The sequence below is a fragment of the Planotetraspora phitsanulokensis genome (assembly GCF_016863295.1).
GTDB classification, from domain to species: Bacteria; Actinomycetota; Actinomycetes; order Streptosporangiales; family Streptosporangiaceae; genus Planotetraspora; species Planotetraspora phitsanulokensis.
In genome coordinates this window covers 121,821-141,517 of sequence record NZ_BOOP01000020.1, presented here as the reverse complement: position 1 = coordinate 141,517, position 19,697 = coordinate 121,821, and the positions used below count along the sequence as shown (strand labels likewise).

21 protein-coding genes are annotated in these 19,697 nt (G+C 69.8%); 8 read left to right on the top strand and 13 right to left on the bottom strand.

What is annotated here, in order from left to right; genetic code table 11:
• Positions 1 to 582: 582 nt before the first annotated feature.
• From Pph01_RS21855 to Pph01_RS21845, 3 genes are all read left to right on the top strand, one after another.
• Positions 583 to 924: a LysM peptidoglycan-binding domain-containing protein gene (locus Pph01_RS21855; RefSeq protein WP_204074990.1), complete on the top strand. Its 342-nt coding sequence runs from the start codon at positions 583 to 585 to the stop codon at positions 922 to 924.
• A gap of 176 nt (positions 925 to 1,100) precedes the next feature.
• Positions 1,101 to 1,562, top strand: a complete 462-nt coding sequence (gene nrdR, locus Pph01_RS21850; RefSeq protein WP_204074989.1) for a transcriptional regulator NrdR — start codon at positions 1,101 to 1,103, stop codon at positions 1,560 to 1,562.
• 100 nt (positions 1,563 to 1,662) lie between these two features.
• Positions 1,663 to 4,530, top strand: coding sequence for a vitamin B12-dependent ribonucleotide reductase (locus Pph01_RS21845; RefSeq protein ID WP_204074988.1), 2,868 nt, complete (start codon positions 1,663 to 1,665; stop codon positions 4,528 to 4,530).
• Positions 4,531 to 4,592: 62 nt separating this feature from the next.
• On the opposite strand, the gene Pph01_RS21840 is transcribed toward Pph01_RS21845, so the two are convergent.
• From Pph01_RS21840 to Pph01_RS21830, 3 genes are read right to left on the bottom strand one after another with little or no spacing between them, the layout of a single operon-like run.
• Positions 4,593 to 5,225, bottom strand: a complete 633-nt coding sequence (locus Pph01_RS21840) for a 3'-5' exonuclease (protein ID WP_204074987.1) — start codon at positions 5,223 to 5,225, stop codon at positions 4,593 to 4,595.
• A 59-nt stretch (positions 5,226 to 5,284) separates the two neighbouring features.
• Positions 5,285 to 5,800, bottom strand: a complete 516-nt coding sequence (locus tag Pph01_RS21835; RefSeq protein WP_204074986.1) for a methylated-DNA--[protein]-cysteine S-methyltransferase — start codon at positions 5,798 to 5,800, stop codon at positions 5,285 to 5,287.
• A complete protein-coding gene (locus tag Pph01_RS21830) occupies positions 5,800 to 7,293 on the bottom strand; it encodes a DNA-3-methyladenine glycosylase 2 family protein (protein ID WP_204074985.1) in 1,494 nt (497 codons plus the stop codon). The genes Pph01_RS21835 and Pph01_RS21830 overlap by 1 nt, the downstream gene beginning before the upstream one ends.
• Before the next feature lie 132 nt (positions 7,294 to 7,425).
• Between Pph01_RS21830 and Pph01_RS21825 the strand changes: the two genes are divergently transcribed.
• Positions 7,426 to 8,280 carry an isocitrate lyase/PEP mutase family protein gene (locus Pph01_RS21825; RefSeq protein WP_204074984.1) on the top strand — a complete coding sequence of 285 codons (855 nt, stop codon included), beginning with the start codon at positions 7,426 to 7,428 and terminating at the stop codon, positions 8,278 to 8,280.
• Here the strand turns inward: Pph01_RS21825 and Pph01_RS21820 are convergent, their stop codons facing one another.
• On the bottom strand, positions 8,281 to 9,225 hold the full coding sequence (locus tag Pph01_RS21820; RefSeq protein WP_204074983.1) for a helix-turn-helix transcriptional regulator: 945 nt from the start codon (positions 9,223 to 9,225) through the stop codon (positions 8,281 to 8,283).
• Positions 9,226 to 9,287: 62 nt separating this feature from the next.
• On the opposite strand from Pph01_RS21820, the gene Pph01_RS21815 reads away from it, so the two are divergent.
• Complete coding sequence (locus tag Pph01_RS21815) at positions 9,288 to 10,475, top strand: epoxide hydrolase family protein (RefSeq protein ID WP_204074982.1); 1,188 nt, start codon at positions 9,288 to 9,290, stop codon at positions 10,473 to 10,475.
• Between the two features lie 39 nt (positions 10,476 to 10,514).
• Positions 10,515 to 11,141 carry an NADPH-dependent F420 reductase gene (locus Pph01_RS21810; protein ID WP_204074981.1) on the top strand — a complete coding sequence of 209 codons (627 nt, stop codon included), beginning with the start codon at positions 10,515 to 10,517 and terminating at the stop codon, positions 11,139 to 11,141.
• Between the two features lie 39 nt (positions 11,142 to 11,180).
• Here Pph01_RS21810 and Pph01_RS21805 read toward each other — a convergent pair whose 3' ends face one another.
• The gene (locus tag Pph01_RS21805) at positions 11,181 to 11,615 is read right to left on the bottom strand and encodes a YbjN domain-containing protein (RefSeq protein ID WP_204074980.1); all 435 of its coding nucleotides are present in this window, start codon (positions 11,613 to 11,615) and stop codon (positions 11,181 to 11,183) included.
• A 146-nt stretch (positions 11,616 to 11,761) separates the two neighbouring features.
• On the opposite strand from Pph01_RS21805, the gene Pph01_RS21800 reads away from it, so the two are divergent.
• A complete protein-coding gene (locus Pph01_RS21800) occupies positions 11,762 to 12,376 on the top strand; it encodes a GNAT family N-acetyltransferase (protein WP_204074979.1) in 615 nt (204 codons plus the stop codon).
• Here Pph01_RS21800 and Pph01_RS21795 read toward each other — a convergent pair.
• The gene (locus tag Pph01_RS21795) at positions 12,316 to 12,897 is read right to left on the bottom strand and encodes a TetR/AcrR family transcriptional regulator (protein WP_204074978.1); all 582 of its coding nucleotides are present in this window, start codon (positions 12,895 to 12,897) and stop codon (positions 12,316 to 12,318) included. The two genes, Pph01_RS21800 and Pph01_RS21795, sit on opposite strands and share 61 nt — an antisense overlap.
• 76 nt (positions 12,898 to 12,973) lie before the next feature.
• Between Pph01_RS21795 and Pph01_RS21790 the strand changes: the two genes are divergently transcribed.
• Entirely contained in the window at positions 12,974 to 13,777 is an 804-nt protein-coding gene (locus Pph01_RS21790; protein WP_204074977.1) for an SDR family NAD(P)-dependent oxidoreductase, read from the top strand.
• On the opposite strand, the gene Pph01_RS21785 is transcribed toward Pph01_RS21790, so the two are convergent.
• The 7 genes from Pph01_RS21785 to Pph01_RS21755 form a co-directional block, all read right to left on the bottom strand.
• Entirely contained in the window at positions 13,765 to 14,406 is a 642-nt protein-coding gene (locus Pph01_RS21785; RefSeq protein ID WP_204074976.1) for a pyridoxamine 5'-phosphate oxidase family protein, read from the bottom strand. The genes Pph01_RS21790 and Pph01_RS21785 overlap by 13 nt on opposite strands.
• 63 nt (positions 14,407 to 14,469) lie before the next feature.
• A complete protein-coding gene (locus Pph01_RS21780; RefSeq protein WP_204074975.1) occupies positions 14,470 to 14,631 on the bottom strand; it encodes a hypothetical protein in 162 nt (53 codons plus the stop codon).
• Between the two features lie 315 nt (positions 14,632 to 14,946).
• The gene (locus Pph01_RS42875) at positions 14,947 to 15,135 is read right to left on the bottom strand and encodes a hypothetical protein (RefSeq protein WP_239116905.1); all 189 of its coding nucleotides are present in this window, start codon (positions 15,133 to 15,135) and stop codon (positions 14,947 to 14,949) included.
• Positions 15,136 to 15,468: 333 nt separating this feature from the next.
• Complete coding sequence (locus tag Pph01_RS21770; protein WP_204074974.1) at positions 15,469 to 16,470, bottom strand: LacI family DNA-binding transcriptional regulator; 1,002 nt, start codon at positions 16,468 to 16,470, stop codon at positions 15,469 to 15,471.
• 14 nt (positions 16,471 to 16,484) lie between these two features.
• Positions 16,485 to 17,366, bottom strand: a complete 882-nt coding sequence (locus Pph01_RS21765; protein WP_204074973.1) for a carbohydrate ABC transporter permease — start codon at positions 17,364 to 17,366, stop codon at positions 16,485 to 16,487.
• Positions 17,366 to 18,271, bottom strand: a complete 906-nt coding sequence (locus Pph01_RS21760) for a carbohydrate ABC transporter permease (RefSeq protein ID WP_204074972.1) — start codon at positions 18,269 to 18,271, stop codon at positions 17,366 to 17,368. Before Pph01_RS21760 ends, Pph01_RS21765 begins: the two co-directional genes overlap by 1 nt.
• Entirely contained in the window at positions 18,268 to 19,581 is a 1,314-nt protein-coding gene (locus Pph01_RS21755; protein WP_204074971.1) for an ABC transporter substrate-binding protein, read from the bottom strand. The genes Pph01_RS21760 and Pph01_RS21755 overlap by 4 nt, the downstream gene beginning before the upstream one ends.
• Positions 19,582 to 19,697: the final 116 nt, after the last annotated feature.

The following is a 19,697-nucleotide window of genomic DNA, read 5'->3' as shown; positions in this document are numbered from 1 at the left end:
ATAGTCCTCGAAATCGTGGGCACCGTGGTGTACAACATCGTACGGGAGTTCGATCGACATCGTGTTCGATTTTCCGATCTTCTTTTCAACTGTGTCCATGCAGCTCAGGAACAGTTAAGGGAGGCCATCGTGCGGCCGGAGCCCAACGTCCCCCGTATTGTCCGTATCAATTCAGACGTTTCGCGGTCCCGTGAGGGCCGTGAACGGGTGCATGGCGCTCGGGAACACGCTTGCGAAATCCGTGAGGGTGCCGCCGAAATCCATGGCGCGCCCGATGCCCGTGCGCATGCGCGGGAGACGCCGGAGCTTCCGAACAACGTCCGGGAGTTCGTCCGGCCGACGTCGCGTTCCCGGCGGCAGCCGGCTCGCCTCCGCGGCGGATCGCCCCGCACCGCGAACGCCACCGGGGTCGGCGGGTCGCCGCGCTCATCGAACGTCTCCGGGATCGGCGGGTCGCCCCGCACCGCGAACGTCACAGGAATCGGTGGGGCGAGCGTTCCCGGGATCGGCGGCGTGTCCCGCCCCGGTCCAGTGGCGGGCCGAGGGTCCCAGACGGAGAACGCGGCCCGTCCGGGCGCCGTCGTGCGCGGACACACGGCCCCCCCGTTGCGGCTGACCCGCCGGGGAAAAGTGGTGCTCGTCACGGCCGTCACGTTGGTGACGCTCGGAGTCCTGTGGCTGGGCACCCTCGCCGCGGTGACCGCCTCCACCGGCCCGGCGTCGCCGGCCCACGACGGCCTGCCGTACGTGGACGTCCAGCGCGGGGACACGCTCTGGAAGATCGCGAACGCGGTCGGCGACGACGGCGATCCCGCCGCGATGGTCCGCCAGATCATGAACCTCAACGGGCTGTCCGACTCGCTCATCCGTCCCGGCACCCGGCTCTACGTCCCGAGCGGAATGCCCCAGGCGAATCTTCCGTGACACGCGGGGAGACTCCTGTGACACGCGGGCTGAACAGCGACTTCGGCGTGGCGGGGCGGGTCGACTTGCGTTCATGGTCGGGCACTTCTACGGTTGGACCACAACATCTAGTAGTCACACCGATGTAAGTTCACCACACCTAGTGGTTACGGTGTGCGGTCCCGGGAGGTGATGACATGTACTGTCCGTTCTGTCGTCATCCGGACACGCGAGTCGTGGACAGCCGGTCGACCGAGGACGGGGCGGCGATCCGCCGCAGGCGGACCTGCTCCGAATGCGGGCGCCGGTTCACCACCCAGGAGACCGTACTCCTCATGGTGAGCAAGCGCAGCGGCGTGACCGAGCCGTTCTCCAGGGACAAGGTCATCGCCGGGGTCCGGCGGGCTTGTCAGGGCCGGCCGGTCAGCGAGGACTCGCTCGCGCAACTGGGGCAGCGTGTGGAGGAGACCATCCGGGGCACCGGAGCGGCGGAGATCGCCTCACATGAGGTCGGCCTCGCCATCCTGGGTCCGCTCCGCGATCTCGACGAGGTGGCCTACCTGCGATTCGCCTCGGTCTACCGGGGCTTCGAGACGCTGGCCGACTTCGAGGCCGAGATCGAGCAGCTCAGAGTGGCTCGGGCCTCGGCCGATCAGTAACAGCCCGCCCTTGTGCCGGGTACGGGCCGGCACGTCGGCGTGGTTATAGAGACATGTGGTCCGACAAGGGGCTCCCACCGGGCCCTTGAAGGGGGAAGTCATGACGGAGATCGTGAACGGCACCGCGACAGGAACCGGGGGGACGGCCGGCGGAGGCCGTGGGGGAAAGCGTCCGCGCAAGGGCCTCAAGATGAAGCGCATCTTCACGACGCCGGGGGTGCACCCCTACGACGAGATCCGCTGGGAGCGCCGCGACGTCGTGATGACGAACTGGCGCGACGGCTCGGTCAACTTCGAACAGCACGGCGTCGAGTTCCCTGAGTTCTGGTCCGTGAACGCCGCGAACATCGTGACGACGAAGTACTTCCGCGGCGCCGTCGGCACGCCGCAGCGCGAGTGGAGCCTGAAGCAACTCGTCGACCGGGTGGTGGGCGTCTACACGCAGACCGGCGTGGAGAACGGCTATTTCGCCACCGACGAGGACGCCGAGATCTTCGACCACGAGCTCAAGCATTCGTTGGTCCACCAGATCTTCAGCTTCAACTCGCCCGTGTGGTTCAACGTCGGCACGCTGTCTCCGCAGCAGGTGTCGGCCTGTTTCATCCTCGCCGTGGACGACACGATGGAGGCGATCCTCGACTGGTACAAGGAAGAGGGTGTGATCTTCAAGGGCGGCTCCGGCTCGGGCATCAACCTGTCCCGCATCCGCTCGTCCAAGGAGCTGCTGTCCAGCGGCGGCACCGCCAGCGGTCCCGTCTCCTTCATGCGCGGCGCCGACGCCTCCGCCGGGACGATCAAGTCGGGTGGCGCGACCCGCAGGGCCGCGAAGATGGTCGTGCTCGACGTCGACCACCCCGACATCGAGGAGTTCATCGAGACCAAGGCGCGGGAAGAGGACAAGATCCGTGCCCTGCGCGACGCCGGTTTCGACATGGACCTGGGCGGCAAGGACATCGTGTCCGTGCAGTACCAGAACGCCAACAACTCGGTCCGCGTCTCCGACGAGTTCATGCGCGTCGTCGAGGCCGGCGGCAAGTTCGGCCTCCGGGCGCGCCTGACCGGCGAGGTCATCGAGGAGGTCGACGCGAAGTCGCTCTTCCGCAAGATGGCCAAGGCCGCCTGGGAGTGCGCCGACCCCGGTCTCCAGTACGACGACACGATCAACGACTGGCACACCTGCCCGGAGACCGGGCGCATCACCGCCAGCAACCCGTGCTCTGAGTACCTCCACCTGGACAACTCGTCCTGCAACCTGGCCTCGATCAACCTGCTGAAGTTCCTGGGCGACGACGACACCTTCGACGTGCCCAACTTCGTCAAGCTGACCGAGCTGATCATCACGGCGATGGACATCTCGATCACCTTCGCGGACTTCCCGACGGAGAAGATCGGCGAGACCACCCGTGCGTACCGCCAGCTCGGGATCGGCTACGCCAACCTCGGCGCGCTGCTGATGGCCACCGGCCACGCTTACGACTCCGACGGCGGCCGGGCCATCGCCGGAGCGATCACGTCGCTGATGACCGGCACGTCCTACCGCCGCTCGGCCGAACTGGCCGGGATCGTCGGCCCGTACGACGGCTACGAGCGCAACGCCGAGCCGCACAAGCGGGTCATGCGCAAGCACGCGGCGGCCAACGACGACCTGCGCACGCTCGACGACATGGACAGGACCATCCACGCCGAAGCCACCCGGCAGTGGCAGGAGTGCCTCAAGCTCGGTGAGAAGAACGGCTACCGCAACGCGCAGGCCTCGCTGCTCGCACCGACCGGCACCATCGGCCTGATGATGGACTGCGACACCACCGGCATCGAGCCCGACCTGGCCCTGGTCAAGTTCAAGAAGCTCGTCGGCGGCGGCTCGATGCAGATCGTCAACCAGACGATCCCGCGGGCGCTGCGGCGCCTCGGCTACCAGGAGGAGCAGGTCGAGGCGATCGTCGAGTACATCGCCGAGCACGGTCACGTGGTCGACGCCCCCGGCCTGCGGAGCGAGCACTACGAGGTGTTCGACTGCGCCATGGGCGAGCGGGCCATCGCCCCGATGGGACACGTCCGGATGATGGCGGCCGCCCAGCCGTTCCTGTCCGGTGCGATCTCCAAGACGGTCAACCTGCCGGAGTCGGCCACGATCGACGACATCGAGCAGGTCTACCAGCAGGGCTGGAAGCTCGGCCTGAAGGCGCTGGCCGTCTACCGCGACAACTGCAAGGTGGGCCAACCGCTGTCGGCGGCCAAGAAGCCGGCGGAGGAGGCGACGGCGGAGACGCCCGCCGTCCAGGTCATCGAGGTGCCGCGGCCGACGCGCCGCCGGATGCCGAACCAGCGGCCCAGCCTGACCACCCGCTTCACGGTCGGCGGCGCCAAGGGGTACATGACGGCGTCCTCCTACCCCGACGACGGCGTCGGCGAGGTCTTCCTCAAGATGTCGAAGCAGGGGTCCACGCTCGCCGGTGTCATGGACGCGTTCTCCGTCGCCATCTCGATCGGCCTGCAGTACGGCGTGCCGCTGGACACCTACGTCCAGAAGTTCGTCAACATGCGGTTCGAGCCGGCCGGGATGACCGACGACCCGGACGTCCGGATGGCGCAGTCCGTCATGGACTACATCTTCCGGCGACTGGCCCTCGACTACCTGCCGTACGAGGACCGCGCGGCGCTGGGCATCTACTCGGCCGCCGAGCGTACGGCTCAGGCGCGAGGGGAGGACCCGGCGGCGCTCCAGGACGTCGTGGACACCGCCGCGCTCGCCCAGTCGGCGCCGATCGAGGAGAAGCCGGCCGAGGGCAAGCCGGCGGTCGAGGCTCCTGCCTCCTCACGTCAGGAGCTGGAGCTCATCCCGTCGCTGGAGAGCCACGCGGGCCGTACGGCCGACGCCCCGCTGTGCATGACCTGCGGCACCAAGATGCGGCCCGCCGGTAGCTGCTACGTCTGCGAGGGTTGCGGAAGCACCAGCGGCTGCAGCTGAGCTCGAAAACTGAGATCGGGCGCGTACGCGTCCGGCGTATGACCTGATCGGCTCCGGCTGAATCAGGCGGACTCCGAAGGGGGAGCGGCTCCGGCCGTTCCCCCTTCGGCGTGTCTCGCGCGAGGAGGGGACCAGGGGTCGTCCGGCCGGCCTCGCTGGGCGCGCGCCATCCGCAGGACGAGAGCGCCGATGTTCCACGCGTCGTCGGCTCCGCTGTGGTGGCGGCCCTCCAACGGCAATCCGGCGTGCTCCAGGGCCGCCTTCATGCCCAGCCTGCGCGTCAGGCCGTACGTCTCGGAGAACCTGAGCTTGGCGTTGACGTGCCGGGCACCGAAGGGGTAGCCGCCGGACGCGCACTGCCGCGCGAACTGCCGCCTGTCGTAGTCGCCCCAGCTCGCCCAGGTCCGGTGCCGGGCGTAGTGGTCGCGCTTGAGGATGTCGCACGCCTCCTGGAATCCGACGCCGCCGTCGACTTCCCGCTGAGTCAGACCGGTCAGCCCGGTGCAGAAATCGCCGACCCTCGACCGGGCCGGGCGGACCAGCAGCCGGTGACGCGACACCCGCTCCAGCGACTCCAGGTCGACGACGCAGAGCCCGATCTCGATGATCTCGCTGGTCTGCCCCGGCGGAGGCGGGCCGGCCCAGCAGGTGGCCTCCACATCGACCACGTTGAGGAAACGCCCGAACGGTTCCATGGCGGACACGCTAGTGATCGGCCCTGCGGCGGCGCCTCTCGATATCGCGCCGGCCGGGGTCAGAACAGCGTGCTCCCGCTGACCTGCCGCTCGAAGGCGAGCAGGTGCCGCTTGCGGTCCAGCCCGCCCCCGTAGCCCACCAGGCTGCCCGTGGCGCCGACGACGCGATGACAGGGCACGATGATCCCGATCGGGTTCCTCCCGTTGGCCAGGCCCACCGCCCGGACGGCGGCCGGCTGCCCGATCCGTTCGGCGAGTTCGCCGTACGAGATCGTCTCGCCGTGGGGGATCTCGCGAAGGGCGGCCCAGACCCGCTGCTGGAACGGGGTGCCGACCAGCCTCATCGGGAGGTCGAACGTCGTGCGCAGCCCGGCGAAGTAGGCCGCCAACTGCTCGCTCACGTCGTCGAACGCCGTGTCGTCCAGGTCGCCGAAGCTCTCCTCCGGAGGACGGTGCCGCTGCCCCTCCATGTGGAGCCCGCTCAGGACGCCGTCCAGCGCCACGAGGGTGAGCGGGCCCACCGGGCTGTCCACCACGGTGTGCGTACGGTGCCCCGTGCGGGCTTTCGCGATCATCACAGAATCCTTTTCGTCGGGGGCGTGTCCGGCATGCGGTTGATCGGGTGATCGCCGGTGGCCCACAGATGTTGTACGGCGTAGGCGCGCCAGGGCCGCCAGGCGGCGGCGTGCCGGCTCAGCGCGGCGGGGGTCGCCGGCAGGCCCAGCTCTCGGGCGGCGACGCGGACTCCGAGGTCGCCGGGCACGAAGGCGTCCGGGTCGCCGAGGGCGCGCATGGCGATGGTCTCGACGGTCCACGGTCCGAGCCCGGGCAGGGCGGCGAGCTGGGCACGGGCGCGCTGCCAGTCGTTGCCCGCGCCGAGGTCGACGTCTCCTCTTGCCAAAGCCCTGACCAGCGTGACGACGGCTTCGCGGCGCGCACGGGGAAGGGCGAGCCCGGCCGGGTCCAGCTCGGCCAGGGCCGCCGCGTCGGGGAACAGGTGGGTGAGCCCGCCTCCCAGGTCGGTGATCGGCCGGCCATAGGCCGCGGCCAGCCGTCCGGCATGGGTGCGTGCCGCGGCCGTGGAGACCTGCTGGCCGAGCACCGCGCGCACCGCGAACTCGTCGGCGTCCACGGTCCGAGGCACCCGGCGTCCGGGCTCCTTGTCCACGAGCGGGGCGAGGACCGGGTCGCGGCGGAGCAGGTCGTCGACGGCGACGGGATCGGCGTCCAGGTCGAGCAGTTGGCGGCACCGCGTGATGGCGGTCGACAGATCGCGCAGGTCGGTCAGTGTGAGCACACAGGCGATGTGATCGTGCTCTGGCCGCAGCGCGACCACGCCGTGTCCGCGGGGAAGGCGGAGCGTCCGCCGGTAGGCGCCGTCCCGCCATTCCTCCACTCCGGGGACTGCGGTGGCCGCGAGATGGCCGAAGAGGTTGGCGGGGCACAGCGGCGCCCGGAACGGCAGGCGCAGAGAGAGGACTCCGGGGGTCGCGGCCTGATGCCCGCGGGCGGCGCGTGCCCGCAACTCGCTCGGGGTCAGGGCGAAGACCTCGCGGACGGTGTCGTTGAACGCCCGCACGCTGCCGAACCCGGCGCCGTGGGCGACGTCGCTCATGGTCAGGGAAGTCGTCTCGATGAGGATCCGGGCCGTCTGGGCGCGCTGGGCCCGCGCCAGGGCGAGCGGACCGGCGCCCATCTCGGCCAGGAGTTGCCGTTCGATCTGGCGGGTGCTGTACCCGACCCGGGTGGCGAGACCCGAGACGCCGTCGCGGTCGACGACGCCGTCGGCGATCAGGCGCATCGCCCGGGCCACGACGTCGGCGCGCTCGTTCCATCGCGGAGACCCGGGGCTGGCGTCCGGCCTGCACCGTTTGCACGCCCGGAATCCCGCCTGCTGCGCTGCGGCCGCGGTCGGATAGAAGCGCATGTTCTCCGGTTTGGGCGGCACGCCCGGGCAGCTCGGCCGACAGTAGATGCCCGTGGTGACGACCGCGGTGAAGAACCATCCGTCGAACCGGGCGTCCTTGGACTGCACGGCTCGCACGCATCGGTCCCGGTCATCATGCATGTCAACAACTGTGCGGCCGGCCATCCGCGCAAGCTAGCGGAAATCCGACATCAACGTCGACATGGCCCTTGGATGACGTTGATGTCGGAATCTCGCCAGACCTCCGCCGGTCGCTCCCGCTGGAATGCACGTATGTCCATTTCACATACTCAGACCGCGTCCTCGACCGACCGCGCCCGGCTGTTCCGCGCCCTGCACGAGAGTGGCCGCCCGCTCGTGCTGCCCAACGCGTGGGACGTGGCGAGCGCGCGCGTGGTGGAGGACGAGGGCGCCGCGGCGATCGCCACGACCAGCGCGGGCGTCGCGTGGAGTCTCGGCGCCGCCGACGGCGGCCGGCTCGACCGCGACCTCGCCGTCGGCCTCGTCGCCCGGGTCGCCGCCGCGGTGGGGGTTCCCGTGACCGCGGACATCGAAGGCGGTTACGCGGACGATCCCGGCGGGGTCGCCACGACGGTCCGGGACGTGGTCGCCGCCGGAGCCGTGGGGATCAACATCGAAGACGCTCGTCACTCCGGGCCGGGGGCGCTCCGCGCGGTGGGGGAGCAGGCGGAACGGATCGCGGCGGCCCGGGAGGCGGCCGATCCGGCCGCTCTGTTCATCAATGCCAGGATCGACACCTACCTGCTGTCCTCCGGGGACGCGGAGACCCGTCTGGCGGACACCCTGAGCCGTGCCGAGGCCTATGTTGCCGCCGGCGCGGACGGGATCTTCGTGCCCGGCGTCACCGACCCTGTGCTCGTCCTGGCACTGGTGAAGGGAGTCGGGGCGCCGCTGAACGTGCTCGCCGGTCCGGGCGCCAGAACGGTCACGGAGCTGGCCGAGTTGGGGGTCGCGCGGGTCAGCCTCGGCTCGTCCATCGCCGAGGCCGCGTACACGGTCGTCCGGCGCGGCGCGCGAGAGGTGCTCACGACCGGCACGTACGGAACTCTCGCCGAGGCGATCGGCTACGGCGAGCTCAACGACCTCCTACGCGGCTCCGGGACGTGATCACGGCGCCGCGCGGGAGTAGCGCTCGCCGAGCCGGCGGATGTGCTCTACGAGCTCGGGCGGTTCCGTGACCTCGAAGTCGGCGTCGAGCATGCCCAGGTAGAGGGCGAGCATGTGCGGGGTGTCCGACCCCGCGGTGATCACGCAGGTCTGGTCGTCGACCGCCTCGACCGTGATGGCGGGCGGCAGCCGTCCGACGACGGCGGAGGCGGGCGCGCGCACGGTCACGCGGGCGCGGTACCTCCAGGTGGCCTGCCCCAGCCCGGCCATGACGTACGTCTCGAGGTCGGGAAGCTCCCGGGAAGCGAACCTCGGGCCGGTGGGCGTCCTGGGCTCGATGCGGTCGGCCCGGAACGTCCGCCAGTCCCGCCGGTCGACGTCCCAGGCGACGAGGTACCAGCGGCCGCGGGCGTGCACGAGGCGGTGCGGCTCCACCTCGCGCCTGCCTGCCGTACCGTCGTGGCCCGTGTAGTCGAACCGCAACCGCTGACGGTCGCGCGCGGCCCCCGCGAGGACGGTCAGCACGGCGGGGTCGACCGTGGGGCCCGTCCCGGTGATGGCGACCGTCTGGCTCTGCACCGTGTTGACCCGGTCCCGCAGTCGTGCGGGCAGCACCTGCTCGAGCTTGGCCAGCGCGCGCAGTGAGGTCTCCTCGATGCCGGACACGCTGCCGCCCGCCGCCGTCCGGAGCCCGACCGCGACCGCGACGGCCTCCTCGTCGTCGAGCAGCAGCGGGGGCAGGCGGGTGCCCGCGCCGAGCCGGTAGCCGCCGGCGGCGCCCGGGCTCGCGTGCACGGGATAGCCGAGGGAGCGCAGCCGTTCCACGTCGTTGCGGATCGTCCGGGTGGTCACGCCGAGCCGTTCGGCGAGTTGCGGCCCAGTCCAGTCGTGCCGGGTCTGCAGCAGCGACAGCAGACGCAGGAGACGTGCCGAGGTTTCCAGCATTTCTTCACCATCTCATCGAACGCGGAAAGAAGCTTTCCGCATGAGGTGACAACGTCGCCGTCATGGAGAACACCACAGACATCCGCCCGTTCCGCATCGATGTTCCGCAGGCCGACCTCGACGACCTCGGCGACCGCCTGGGCCGTACTCGGTGGCCCGGGGAGATCCCCGGCGTCGGCTGGACCCGCGGCGTCCCCCTCGAGTACCTGAAGGGGCTCGCCGCGTACTGGCGCGACGGTTACAACTGGCGCGAGCACGAGGCGGAGCTCAACAAGCTGCCGCAGTTCATGACGACGATCGACGGCCAGGACTTCCACTTCGTCCACGCCCGCTCACCCGAGCCGGACGCCCTGCCGCTGATCCTCACGCACGGGTGGCCCGGTTCGTTCGTGGACTTCGCCAAGGTCGTCGGCCCGCTGTCCGACCCCCGGGCGTACGGCGGCGACCCCGCGGACGCCTTCCACGTGGTGGTTCCCTCGCTGCCGGGCTTCGGGTTCTCCAACCCGGTCCGCGAGCAGGGCTGGGGGAACATCTTCCGGATCGCCGGTGCGTTCATCGAGCTGATGGACCGGCTCGGCTACGACCGGTTCGCCGCGCAGGGCGGCGACATCGGATCCGGGGTGTCGGGAATGCTCGCGATGCTGGCGCCGGGCCGCGTCGCCGGTGTGCACATCAACGGACCGGGGCCGGTCCCCTTCGGGCCGCCGGTGCCGCTCGACGGGCTCGGCGAGGCCGACCGGGTCCGCGCCGAACGGTTCAACGCGTTCCAGTCGGACGGCATGGGCTACCTGGAGATCCAGTCCACCCGGCCGCAGACCCTCGCCTACTCGCTGAACGACTCGCCGGCCGGGCAGCTGGCCTGGATCGCCGAGAAGTTCCGCGAGTGGACGGACCCGGCGGCCGCGCTCCCGGAGGACGCCGTCGACCGGGACCACCTGCTCACCGGGGTGAGCCTGTACTGGTTCACGGGTTCGGGCGCCTCCTCGGCCAACTTCGGCTATGAGGGGATGAAGGCCTTCAAGGAGTTCGTCGCTCAATCCGGCGGGGAGGGTGGGCACGGCCGGCTGAGCCCGTCCGGGCCGCTCGGAGTGGCGGTGTTCGCCGCCGACAACGGCATCCGGAGCCTGCTCGACCCCGAGAACGAGATCGGTCACTGGTCGGAATTCGACACGGGCGGCCACTTCCCGGCCATGGAGACGCCTGACCTGCTGGTCGCCGATGTGCGGGAGTTCTTCCGCACACTGCGCTGAGCTGGGAATGTGGCCTGCCGGCAGTGCGTTGCAGCGGCCATGGTTATTGGACTGATCGGCAGCGGGCACATCGGCGGCACGGTCGCGAAGCTGGCGCTGGCCGCGGGCCACTCGGTGGTCGTGAGTAACTCCCGCGGCCCGGAGACCCTGTCGGAACTGGTCGCGGAACTCGGCCCCGGGGCACGTGCGGCGACCGCGGCCGAGGCGGCGGCGGCCGGAGACATCGTCGTCGTGACGATCCCCTTCGGCCGCTACCGTGAGGTTCCGGTTGAGCCGCTCGCCGGCAAGATCGTGATCGACACGAACAACTACTACCACGAGCGCGACGGGCGCTTCCCGGACATCGACTCGGGTGAGACGACGGACAGCGGGACGCTGGCCGCCCACCTGCCCACGTCCCGGGTGGTCAAGGCGTTCAACTCGATCCACTACGCCCAGCTGGGCGAAGAGGGTGTTCCGAGTGGCACCGAAGGCAGGCGCGCGCTGCCCATCGCGGGCGACGACGCGGAGGCCAAGAAGGCCGTCACCGAGCTGATCGACTCCTTCGGCTTCGACGTGGTCGACGCCGGTCCGCTCGCCGAGGGCCGCAGGTTCCAGCGGGACAAGCCGGCCTACGGTCCGCGCTTCACGGTCGAGACGCTGAAGGAAGCCCTCGCTCAAGGCTGACCGCGGCTCGGTCGCCGTCCGAGGGCCGGCCGGGGTGGCTCAGTCGGCCTCGAAGGCGAGGCGGTCGTCCAGCCAGCGGTGGAACTTGATCGCGAACCTGACCCAATGGGCGATGACCGTGGTGAGGTGCTCTCGGGTGACGCCGGCGCCGATGTAGAGCTGCGCGTCGCCGATGACCCGGATCAGGCCGCTGTCCGGGGTGAACGCGTAGACCTTCGGCCACATGGTGTCCGCGTTCCACTCGTTCAGCGCCGTGAGCAACGTCGGCTTCTCGTCGACGGAGTAATGCCGGTCGTAGAACGTCCGGATCGTGAAGAGGTCGCCCTCCGAGCCGAACAGGAAGAAGATCGTCAGTTCCGAGGTGGAGATCGCGAGATCCCCCTCGGAGTCGACGGTGTGCTCGAGATCCAGCTCGTCGAGGATCTCCGTGATGAGTTCCTGATCCGGCTGGACGACCGCTGGCAAAGGGGTCACGTCTACCATCCTGCACCACGGGCCGTCGATGAGCGGGCCGTCGCGCCAGAGGAATCCGAGGAGCACCACAAGCGGCTGTTCGGGCCCGCCCACCGGCCGGTCGGCTCCCGCCGTCGTCCGTGAGACGGCGGGAGCACGCTGGGAGCATGTCGGTCTCAGGCGAAGACTCAGGTGGCCGGGAAACGTCAGGCTCAGGCGCGGAGGTCGAGGGTCCCGGCTCCGCCGACGGCTCCGAGGCCCGGGCCGGTTCGCCGGTCCGGCGGGCCGTCCCGGCCGATGTCCCCGCGTTGGTACGGCTCCGCGCGCTCATGCTCGGGGAGATGGGCCTCGACATCGGAGGCGAGGACGCCGCATGGCGTCACGGCGCCGTCTCATGGTTCGAAGAGCGGCTGAGGGACCCGTCGCGGTTCGCGGTGTTCGTGGCCGACGATCCCGACCTGGGAGTCGTGAGTTGCGCCGCGGGGATCTGCGAGGACCGCGCACCCAGCCCGACGAATGTCGGCGGAGGTCACGGCCATGTTTTCAACATCAGCACGGACGTGCGCAGCCGGCGGCTGGGGTACGCGAGGGCCTGTCTGGTCGCGCTGCTCGACTGGTTCCGTGACGAGACGGAGGTCGGGGTGATCAGCCTCAACGCCACTCAGGACGGCATGAGCCTGTACCGGTCTCTGCGCTTCGAGGCTCCGGGATATCCGCCGCTTCAGCTGCGGATGGACCGTCGCGGTGAGGTGCGGGACCTGCCGGTGTCCCGCCTCAGGTGAGCTTCCACCAGTTCCGTGATCTCTTCGGCGAGGGCGGCGTCGACGGGCGCGTGCCGGTTGAGCAGCCGGTACCACATGGCCCCGAAGATCATGTCGACGATCAGGTCGAGGTTGAAGTGGGAGGAGACGGAGCTCTCCAGCACGCCCCTCAGCGCGGCTCGCCGAGGACCGATGAGCCCGATGCGCAACCGTTCGGCGAGGTCCGGGTCGCTCTGGGCCTCGGCCATGAGGCCGACGACCACTCGTCCGGCGACGCCGTCCGTCAGGGCGAAGGTGTCCATCAGGAACGATCGAAGGTCGGGCGGCGACGGCGGGAGACCGGGGGCGACGATGGTGGTCATCGCCTCAAGGAGCACGTCGGCCTTGGTGTTCCACCACCGGTAGAGCGTCTGCCGCCCGGTCCCGGCCTCCGCGGCGACGGCCTTGAGCGTCACGTTCGGATAGCCGTCGCGGTCGCACAGCCGCAGGGCGGCCTGAAGGATGGCCCTGCGGGACTCTTCGCTACGAGGTCTGCCGACCATGCGGCCACTTTACAGGACACCGTGTCTCGTTTAGCCTTTACGAGGCATAATGTCTCGATTTAATCAGGGGGACGGCATGAGGACGATTCTCATCACCGGCGCCACGGACGGCCTGGGCCGTCACCTGGCAGGACGCCTCGCGGAAAGGGGCGACCGGGTGATCGTCCATGGCCGGGACGCCGACCGGGTGCGACGGGTGCGCGAGGAGATCGGCGGCACCACGGAGAGTGTGCTGGCGGACCTGGCCGACCTGCGGCAGGTCGACCGCATGGCCACTGAGGTCGAGGAGCGGTTCGACCGGCTGGACGTGCTCGTGAACAACGCGGGCATCGGCGGGGGAGTGCCCGGATCCGGCAGGGAGGAGAGCCGCGACGGCATCGAGCTCAGGTTCGCGGTGAACTATCTGGCCGGTCGTCACCTGGCCCGGCGGCTCGTCCCGTTGCTGGTCAGGTCGGCGCCCGCCCGGATCGTGAACGTGGCGTCTGCGGGTCAGCAGGCGATCGACTTCGGCGACCCCCTGCTCACCGAGGAGTACGGCAGGCAGCGGGCGTACTCACAGAGCAAGCTGGCGCAGATCATGTTCACCGTCGACCTCGCGGCCGAACTGGCCGCCGAAGGGGTGTCGGTCACCGCCCTGCATCCGGCGACCTACATGGACACCGCGATGGTCCGTCAGTCGGGCGCTCCCATCCTCTCGTCGGTGAAGGAAGGGGGCGACGCGACCCTGCGCCTCATCGACGAGGACGTCCCGAGCGGCCGCTACTTCAACGGCACCCGCGAGGCCCGTGCCGACTCCCAGGCGTACGACGCCGAGGCGCGCGCCCGCCTGCGCGCGCTGAGCGACGATCTCATCCGCCGGGCGCTGGGTCAGACTCCCTGATCGCCGTACGTCCGCCGGGCGACGTGGTCGGGGACCGGGCGGGTCGCCCGCGGGTCGGTCACCGGTTCCCGCCACGAGGTCGACAGCGGCAGCACACCCGCCCAGACGTCGTGCGGATCGTCGGCGTCGTCCGGCGGGCCCTGCCGTACCTTGACGGAGGCCTCTTCCAGGGGGATCGCCAGGATCGTCGTGGCGGCCAGCTCCTTGCGGTTGGGGCGGCGCGCGTAGTCCCACTGGCCGGGGGCGACGTGCTCGGTCAGGCACTGGAGTGCCGTCAGCTTGTCCTCGCCGTCCAGCACGCGCGGAACGCCGTAGATCATGGCGCTGCGGTAGTTGACCCCGTGCTCGAACACCGAGCGGGCGAGCACGAGGCCGTCCACGTGGGTGATCGTCACGCACGCCGTCGCCCCGGAGGTGAGGCTGCGGCTGGCGACCGATCCGTGCACGTAGATGTGGCCGGAGTCGAATCCGTAGACGGTCGGCACCACCATCGGGTCGCCGTCGACGACGATCCCCAGGTGGCAGACGAACCCGGCGCGCAGGACCGCGAAGAGATCCTCGCGGTCGGTACGGCCCTGCTCCCGGAGCCGCCGGTGACGGGTTCGGCTGGTAGCCGACAGTTCACTCATAAGGTGACATCTAACCCAACGACGAAGCCTGCCGGAAGCCTCAGGGACGAGCCGCTGATCCGATCACGCCGCCGGGGTCGGACCCGAGGTGCGCGGGAGCCGGATGACGTTGGCCCCCGTGTAGGCCCGCAGATCGACGACTTTGCGGCTGGGCAGGACGGGCCTGCGGCGCAGAGCCGGCCCGATGTCCCTGACCTTGGCGAGTGACGGCACCACCTTGAGCATGTAGACCCCCCGACCGTGATGGTTCCGTTATCCGTCCCAGATAGATACAGGTGGCCGCGTAAAGCAAGCGTAAAGAGATCAGTAAGGCAGGTGGCGGCCGGAGGGGGAGCGCAGATCGAGGTCGTACAGGCCGGTGACGCGGCGGAAGCGGCGTGGCCGGGAGATCCTTATGCGTCTCATGATCCGTGCCTCCTTACGACGATGGTGAGCAGACTATGCTCCCTCCCGCTTGCGGTCCTCTTGTTTTCCGCTTGCAGTGCCGGTGGTGCGGCGCGCAGGCCGGCGGTATGCGCCGGCGCGGTGCTGATCGCGGCGTCAGCGGTACGAGCCCGGCCGCATCCGGGTGGTCACGGCGATGTTGTTCCAAGCGTTGATCGCCACCACGAGCACGGCGAGGGACTCCTCGTCGTAGTGCTCGGCGGCCCCTGCCCCACCTCGTCCGGCACCGGGTCGGGCCGGTCGTTCGGGTGGGTGGACTCCTCGGCGAGCGCGAGCGCCGCTCATTGGGCGTCGGTATGGAACGGTGCGTCCCGCCAGGCCGCAACGGTGAACAGGCGCTGGTCGGTCTCCCCCTCCTCCCTTGGTCTTACGGCTGTGCGCCTCGACACGGTAGGTGCGCCCGTTGATCTGGCTGACCCGCAGTTGACCGGATGGATCGTGCGCCGGGGCAGCGCGCTCTCGCGCAGGAAGCGCTCCAGGCCGTAGAGCGACTGACGGGCCTTGGAGCCGTCGCGGCGACGACCATCCTCTGCCCAATTATCCACTTGTCGTATACGTCGTCCCTTTCGGGTGTCCACCCATCCGTACGGATCACGGCAAAGCGGTCCGGATGAGACGTCAGGCGGACTCGCGGACGATCAACCGCGTGGGGAGGATGACGGACTCCACGTGCTCCGCTCCGTCGATGAGCGCCAGCAGGAGGCGCACGGTCTCCTCCGCGACCTCGGCGAGCGGCTGGCGGATCGTGGTGAGCGGGGGATGGGTGGACAGGGCGACCGACGAGTCGTCGAAGCCGCCGACCGCCACGTCGTCCGGCACCCGCCGCCCGGCCGCGCGCAGCGTGGCCAGCGCGCCGGCGGCCATCAGATCGGAGGCCACGAAGACGGCGTCGAGATCCGGCGTCCGCTCCAGAAGCCGGGCCATCCCGCTCTCCCCGCTCAGCTGGGTCCAGTCGCCGTGCTCGATCAGCTTCCTGGACGCCTTTCGGCCGAGGACGTCCGCGAAGCCCTCCAACCGCTGGATGCCGCCCGGCGTGTCCATCGGCCCGGTGATGGTCGCGATCTTCTTGCGGCCCGCCTCGATGAGATGGCGGGTCATCTGACGGGCGCCCTCCCGGTCGTCGGCGGCCGCGTGCGGGATCACGCTCTCCCTGCCGACGACCGCGCCGAGGGCGACCGCCGGAATCGCGATGTCGACCAGGGCGTCCACCATCCGGTCGCCCGCATGGGTGGACAGCAGGAACACGCCGTCGGCGTGGCCGCCCCGGACGTAGCGGATCACCCGGTCGCGGTCGCCGTCGTCCCCCGCCACCATCATCACCAGCGAGATGTCCCGCTCGGCCAGCCGCCGGACCGCCGTCCGGATGGTCACGCTGTAGTTGGGGTCCTCGAACAGCTTCTCGTGCGGCTCGGACAGCACCATGACGACCGACCCGGTCCGCTGCGTGACGAGGCTGCGGGCGTTGCGGTTGACCACGTAGCCGGTCTCGGCGATCGCGCGCCGGACGGCGGCGTGGGCCGCGGGGCTGACGTACCGATCGTCGTTGAGCACGCGGGAGACGGTGCCCCGGGAGACGCCCGCCACCGCCGCGACGTCGTGAATGGTCGGACGCTTTGCCATGCCGGTATTGTCACTCAGCTCTTGACGGCGCCGCTGGACAGATCGGTGCGCCAGTACCGCTGCATCGTGAGGAAGAGCGCGATCAGCGGGATGAGCGAGACCAGCGCGCCGGTGATGATCAGGTTGTAGAGCGCCGGCTGGTTGGCCCCCGCCGCGAGCAGCGTGTAGAGCCCGACAGTGAGCGGGAACGTGTGGTCGTCGCCGAGCATGATGAACGGCAGCAGGAAGTTGTTCCAGATCGCGACGAACTGGAACAGGAAGATCGTGACCATGCCCGGCAGCATGAGCGGCAGTGCGACCCGGCGGAGCAGCAGCCAGTGCCCCGCCCCGTCGATGCGGCCCGCCTCGAGGAGCGAGTCGGGGATCGCCGCACCGGCGTAGACCCGGGCCAGATAGATGCTGTACGGATGCAGGATCTGGGGCAGCAGGACCGACCAGTAGGAACCGGCCAGCCCGATCGAGGAGAACAGCACGTACTGCGGGATCGCCAGCACCACCGACGGCACGAGGATGCCGCCGATCAGCACGTTGAAGATCAGGTTTCTGCCCCGGAACCGGTATTTCGCGAGGGTGTAGCCGGACACGGCCGAGACCGCGGTCGACAGCAGCGCGCCGCCGCCCGCGTAGACGAGCGTGTTGAGCATCCACAGCCAGAACACGCCGCCGCGGTAGGCGGCCAGGTCGGCGAGGTTGGCCATCAGTCCCGTGCCGGGAGCGAAGGTCGACGTCGAGAACAGCTCGGCCTTCGACTTGGTGGCGGCGACCAGCACCCAGCTCACCGGCAGGAGGCAGTAGACCGCGCCCAGCAGGAGGATCGCCGTGGGGGCGACGCCGTACGGCCGGAGCGGCCTCTTGAGCACGCGGCGGGTCGCGACGGCTCGGGTGGTGACGGCCATCAGCCCTCCTGGAACGCGCGGTCGCGGACGACGCGCAGGAAACCGAACGACAGGACGAGGGATATCGCCGCGATGACGATCGACGTGGCGGCGGCCGAGTACAGGTCGCCGTTGACGAACGCGTCCCGGTAGACCTTCATGAGCGGGCTCCACGTGGAGCTGATCGTGTTCGTCAGCGGGCGCAGCGCGGTCGGCTCGGTGAACACCTGGATCGTGGCGATGACCGAGAACACGGTCGTCAGGATGATCGCCGGCATCAGGATCGGGATCTTGATCCGCAGCGCGATGTGGCGTTCGCTCGCCCCGTCGATGCGGGCGGCCTCGTAGTAGGTGCGCGGGACGGCCCGCAGCGCGGTGTACAGGACCAGCATGTTGAAACCGGTGCCGCCCCAGATCGCGATGTTGGCCATGGAGAACGTGACGGTGCCCGGGCCGAGCAGGACGACGTCGACACCCAGGTCGCGCAGGGGCGTGACGCTGGGCAGGTAGAGGAAGCCCCACAACAACGTCGCCACGACGCCCGGCACGGCGTACGGGAGGAACAGGGCGATCCTCGAGAACCGGGCGAGCCGTACGTGTGCCGAGTCGAGCAGCAGCGCGAACAGCAGGGCGAGGCCGAGCATGACGGTCAGCACGATCGCGCCGTAGCCGAGCACGCGCAGCCAGCCCGCCCACAACTCGCCGTCGCCGAGCGCCGCACTGTAGTTGTCGAGACCCGCGAAGACCTCCCTGCGCGCCCCGCGGCCGAGGCCGAGACCCGAGACCTTCGTCCTGCGGAGGCTGAGGTAGGCGGTGTACACGATGGGGACCGCGGTGAACAGCGTGAACAGCACCACGGCCGGCGCGAGGAACAGGTAGGGGGCGGCGCCCGCACCGCGGGCGCCGCTCGGCCGGTGCGCTCTCATCGCGCGAGCTGGAATCCGGACTTCTGCATGTCCGCCACGGTCGTCTCCTGCATCACCCCGACGGCGTCGGAGAACGAGGACCCGTTCTGCAGGGCCTTGTCGAAGGCGTCCTTGAAGGCGTTGTAGGTCACGTTGACGTCCGGTCCGAAGGTGAAGCCCCGGGCCGTCGCGGAGATGGCGGCGGTCTGCTGCCAGAAGTCCGGCTGGTTGGAGAAGTAGTCGGGGGCGCTGGTCAGCGCGGCGCCGCCCTTCGTCGCCGCCGGGTAGACCGCGCCTTCCGTGACCAGCAGGGACAGCGCCTCGGGGTCGGTGTTCAGCCAGGTGGCGAACTGCGTGGCGGCCGCCTGGTTGGGCGACTTCTGGGCGACGGCGGTCGACGAGCCGCCCCAGAACCCGGTGGCGTTCTCACCGGCGGACCACTGCGGCAGCGGGGCGATCTCCCACTTGCCCTTGCCCTTGGGGGCGTTGCTCGACAGGACTCCCGGACCCCACACGGCGGACGGCCAGGTCAGCAGCGTGCCGTCGTTGAGCGCCTTGTTCCATTCGGGGGTGAAGTACGGCTGGTCGTCGATGACCCCCTCCTTGACGAGGCCGCCCCAGTAGTCGGCGACCTTCTTCGTCGCGGCGTCGTCGATGGCGACCTTCCACGACTCACCTTGGATCGACCACCACTGGGCGCCCGCCTGCTGGGCCAGACCGGCGAACGAGCCGGGGTCCTTGCTCGAGAACGTGCCGAGGTAGACCTTGGGGTCGGCCTTGTGCACCGCGCGGGCGGCCTCCGCGTACTCGTCCCACGTCTTGGGCACCTCGACGCCGAACTTCTCGAAGAGGTCCTTGCGGTAGTAGAGCATCATCGGGCCGCTGTCCTGCGGGATCGCGTAGACGGCGTCCGTGCCGAGGGTGACCAGGCCCCAGACCCCCTCGCCGAACTCGCCCTTGACCTGGGCGGTGCCGGACGTGAGGTCGGCGACGGCGTCGGCGGCCACGAACGACGGCAACATCTGGTACTCGGCCTGGATCAGGTCGGGCGGGTTCCCTGCCTTGGCCGCGGTGAGGAACTTGGCCGCCGCGTCGTCGCCGCCGGCCTGCTTGCTCACGTTGACCTGGATGTCGGGGTGCGCCTTGTTCCAGACCGCCACGATCTTGTCCATGTTGGGGACCCAGCTCCAGTAGGTGAGCGTGACCGGCCCCGCGGCGGAGGTCTGGGCGGCCGTCGGCGCGGCCGATTCCTGCGATCCGCTCGAGCATCCGGCGGATAAGGCGAGGGCGAGGACCGCGGCCCCCGCCACTGCGAGCCGACCTGAACGCATACGTGCCTCCATGGGGGTGGGGAGACGTCAACAGTCTGGGAACGTTCACAGACTGGAATCCCGGTCTGCGGGTGTCAATGCTCGTTACGTTGTCGTTAACTGACGCCTTGATCTGC

What these genes read in the sequence shown, in the direction of transcription:
- Pph01_RS21770 (WP_204074974.1), bottom strand. Translation starts at nt 16,470, where the DNA reads ATGGCAAAGCGTCCGACCATTCACGACGTCGCGGCGGTGGCGGGCGTC.
- Pph01_RS21800 (WP_204074979.1), top strand. Translation starts at nt 11,762, where the DNA reads ATGTCGGTCTCAGGCGAAGACTCAGGTGGCCGGGAAACGTCAGGCTCA.
- Pph01_RS21835 (WP_204074986.1), bottom strand. Translation starts at nt 5,800, where the DNA reads ATGATCGCGAAAGCCCGCACGGGGCACCGTACGCACACCGTGGTGGAC.
- Pph01_RS21765 (WP_204074973.1), bottom strand. Translation starts at nt 17,366, where the DNA reads ATGGCCGTCACCACCCGAGCCGTCGCGACCCGCCGCGTGCTCAAGAGG.
- Pph01_RS21790 (WP_204074977.1), top strand. Translation starts at nt 12,974, where the DNA reads ATGAGGACGATTCTCATCACCGGCGCCACGGACGGCCTGGGCCGTCAC.
- Pph01_RS42875 (WP_239116905.1), bottom strand. Translation starts at nt 15,135, where the DNA reads ATGAGCGGCGCTCGCGCTCGCCGAGGAGTCCACCCACCCGAACGACCG.
- Pph01_RS21820 (WP_204074983.1), bottom strand. Translation starts at nt 9,225, where the DNA reads ATGCTGGAAACCTCGGCACGTCTCCTGCGTCTGCTGTCGCTGCTGCAG.
- Pph01_RS21760 (WP_204074972.1), bottom strand. Translation starts at nt 18,271, where the DNA reads ATGAGAGCGCACCGGCCGAGCGGCGCCCGCGGTGCGGGCGCCGCCCCC.
- Pph01_RS21755 (WP_204074971.1), bottom strand. Translation starts at nt 19,581, where the DNA reads ATGCGTTCAGGTCGGCTCGCAGTGGCGGGGGCCGCGGTCCTCGCCCTC.
- Pph01_RS21815 (WP_204074982.1), top strand. Translation starts at nt 9,288, where the DNA reads ATGGAGAACACCACAGACATCCGCCCGTTCCGCATCGATGTTCCGCAG.
- Pph01_RS21785 (WP_204074976.1), bottom strand. Translation starts at nt 14,406, where the DNA reads ATGAGTGAACTGTCGGCTACCAGCCGAACCCGTCACCGGCGGCTCCGG.
- Pph01_RS21845 (WP_204074988.1), top strand. Translation starts at nt 1,663, where the DNA reads ATGACGGAGATCGTGAACGGCACCGCGACAGGAACCGGGGGGACGGCC.
- Pph01_RS21825 (WP_204074984.1), top strand. Translation starts at nt 7,426, where the DNA reads ATGTCCATTTCACATACTCAGACCGCGTCCTCGACCGACCGCGCCCGG.
- nrdR (WP_204074989.1), top strand. Translation starts at nt 1,101, where the DNA reads ATGTACTGTCCGTTCTGTCGTCATCCGGACACGCGAGTCGTGGACAGC.
- Pph01_RS21840 (WP_204074987.1), bottom strand. Translation starts at nt 5,225, where the DNA reads ATGGAACCGTTCGGGCGTTTCCTCAACGTGGTCGATGTGGAGGCCACC.
- Pph01_RS21810 (WP_204074981.1), top strand. Translation starts at nt 10,515, where the DNA reads ATGGTTATTGGACTGATCGGCAGCGGGCACATCGGCGGCACGGTCGCG.
- Pph01_RS21830 (WP_204074985.1), bottom strand. Translation starts at nt 7,293, where the DNA reads ATGCATGATGACCGGGACCGATGCGTGCGAGCCGTGCAGTCCAAGGAC.
- Pph01_RS21795 (WP_204074978.1), bottom strand. Translation starts at nt 12,897, where the DNA reads ATGGTCGGCAGACCTCGTAGCGAAGAGTCCCGCAGGGCCATCCTTCAG.
- Pph01_RS21780 (WP_204074975.1), bottom strand. Translation starts at nt 14,631, where the DNA reads ATGCTCAAGGTGGTGCCGTCACTCGCCAAGGTCAGGGACATCGGGCCG.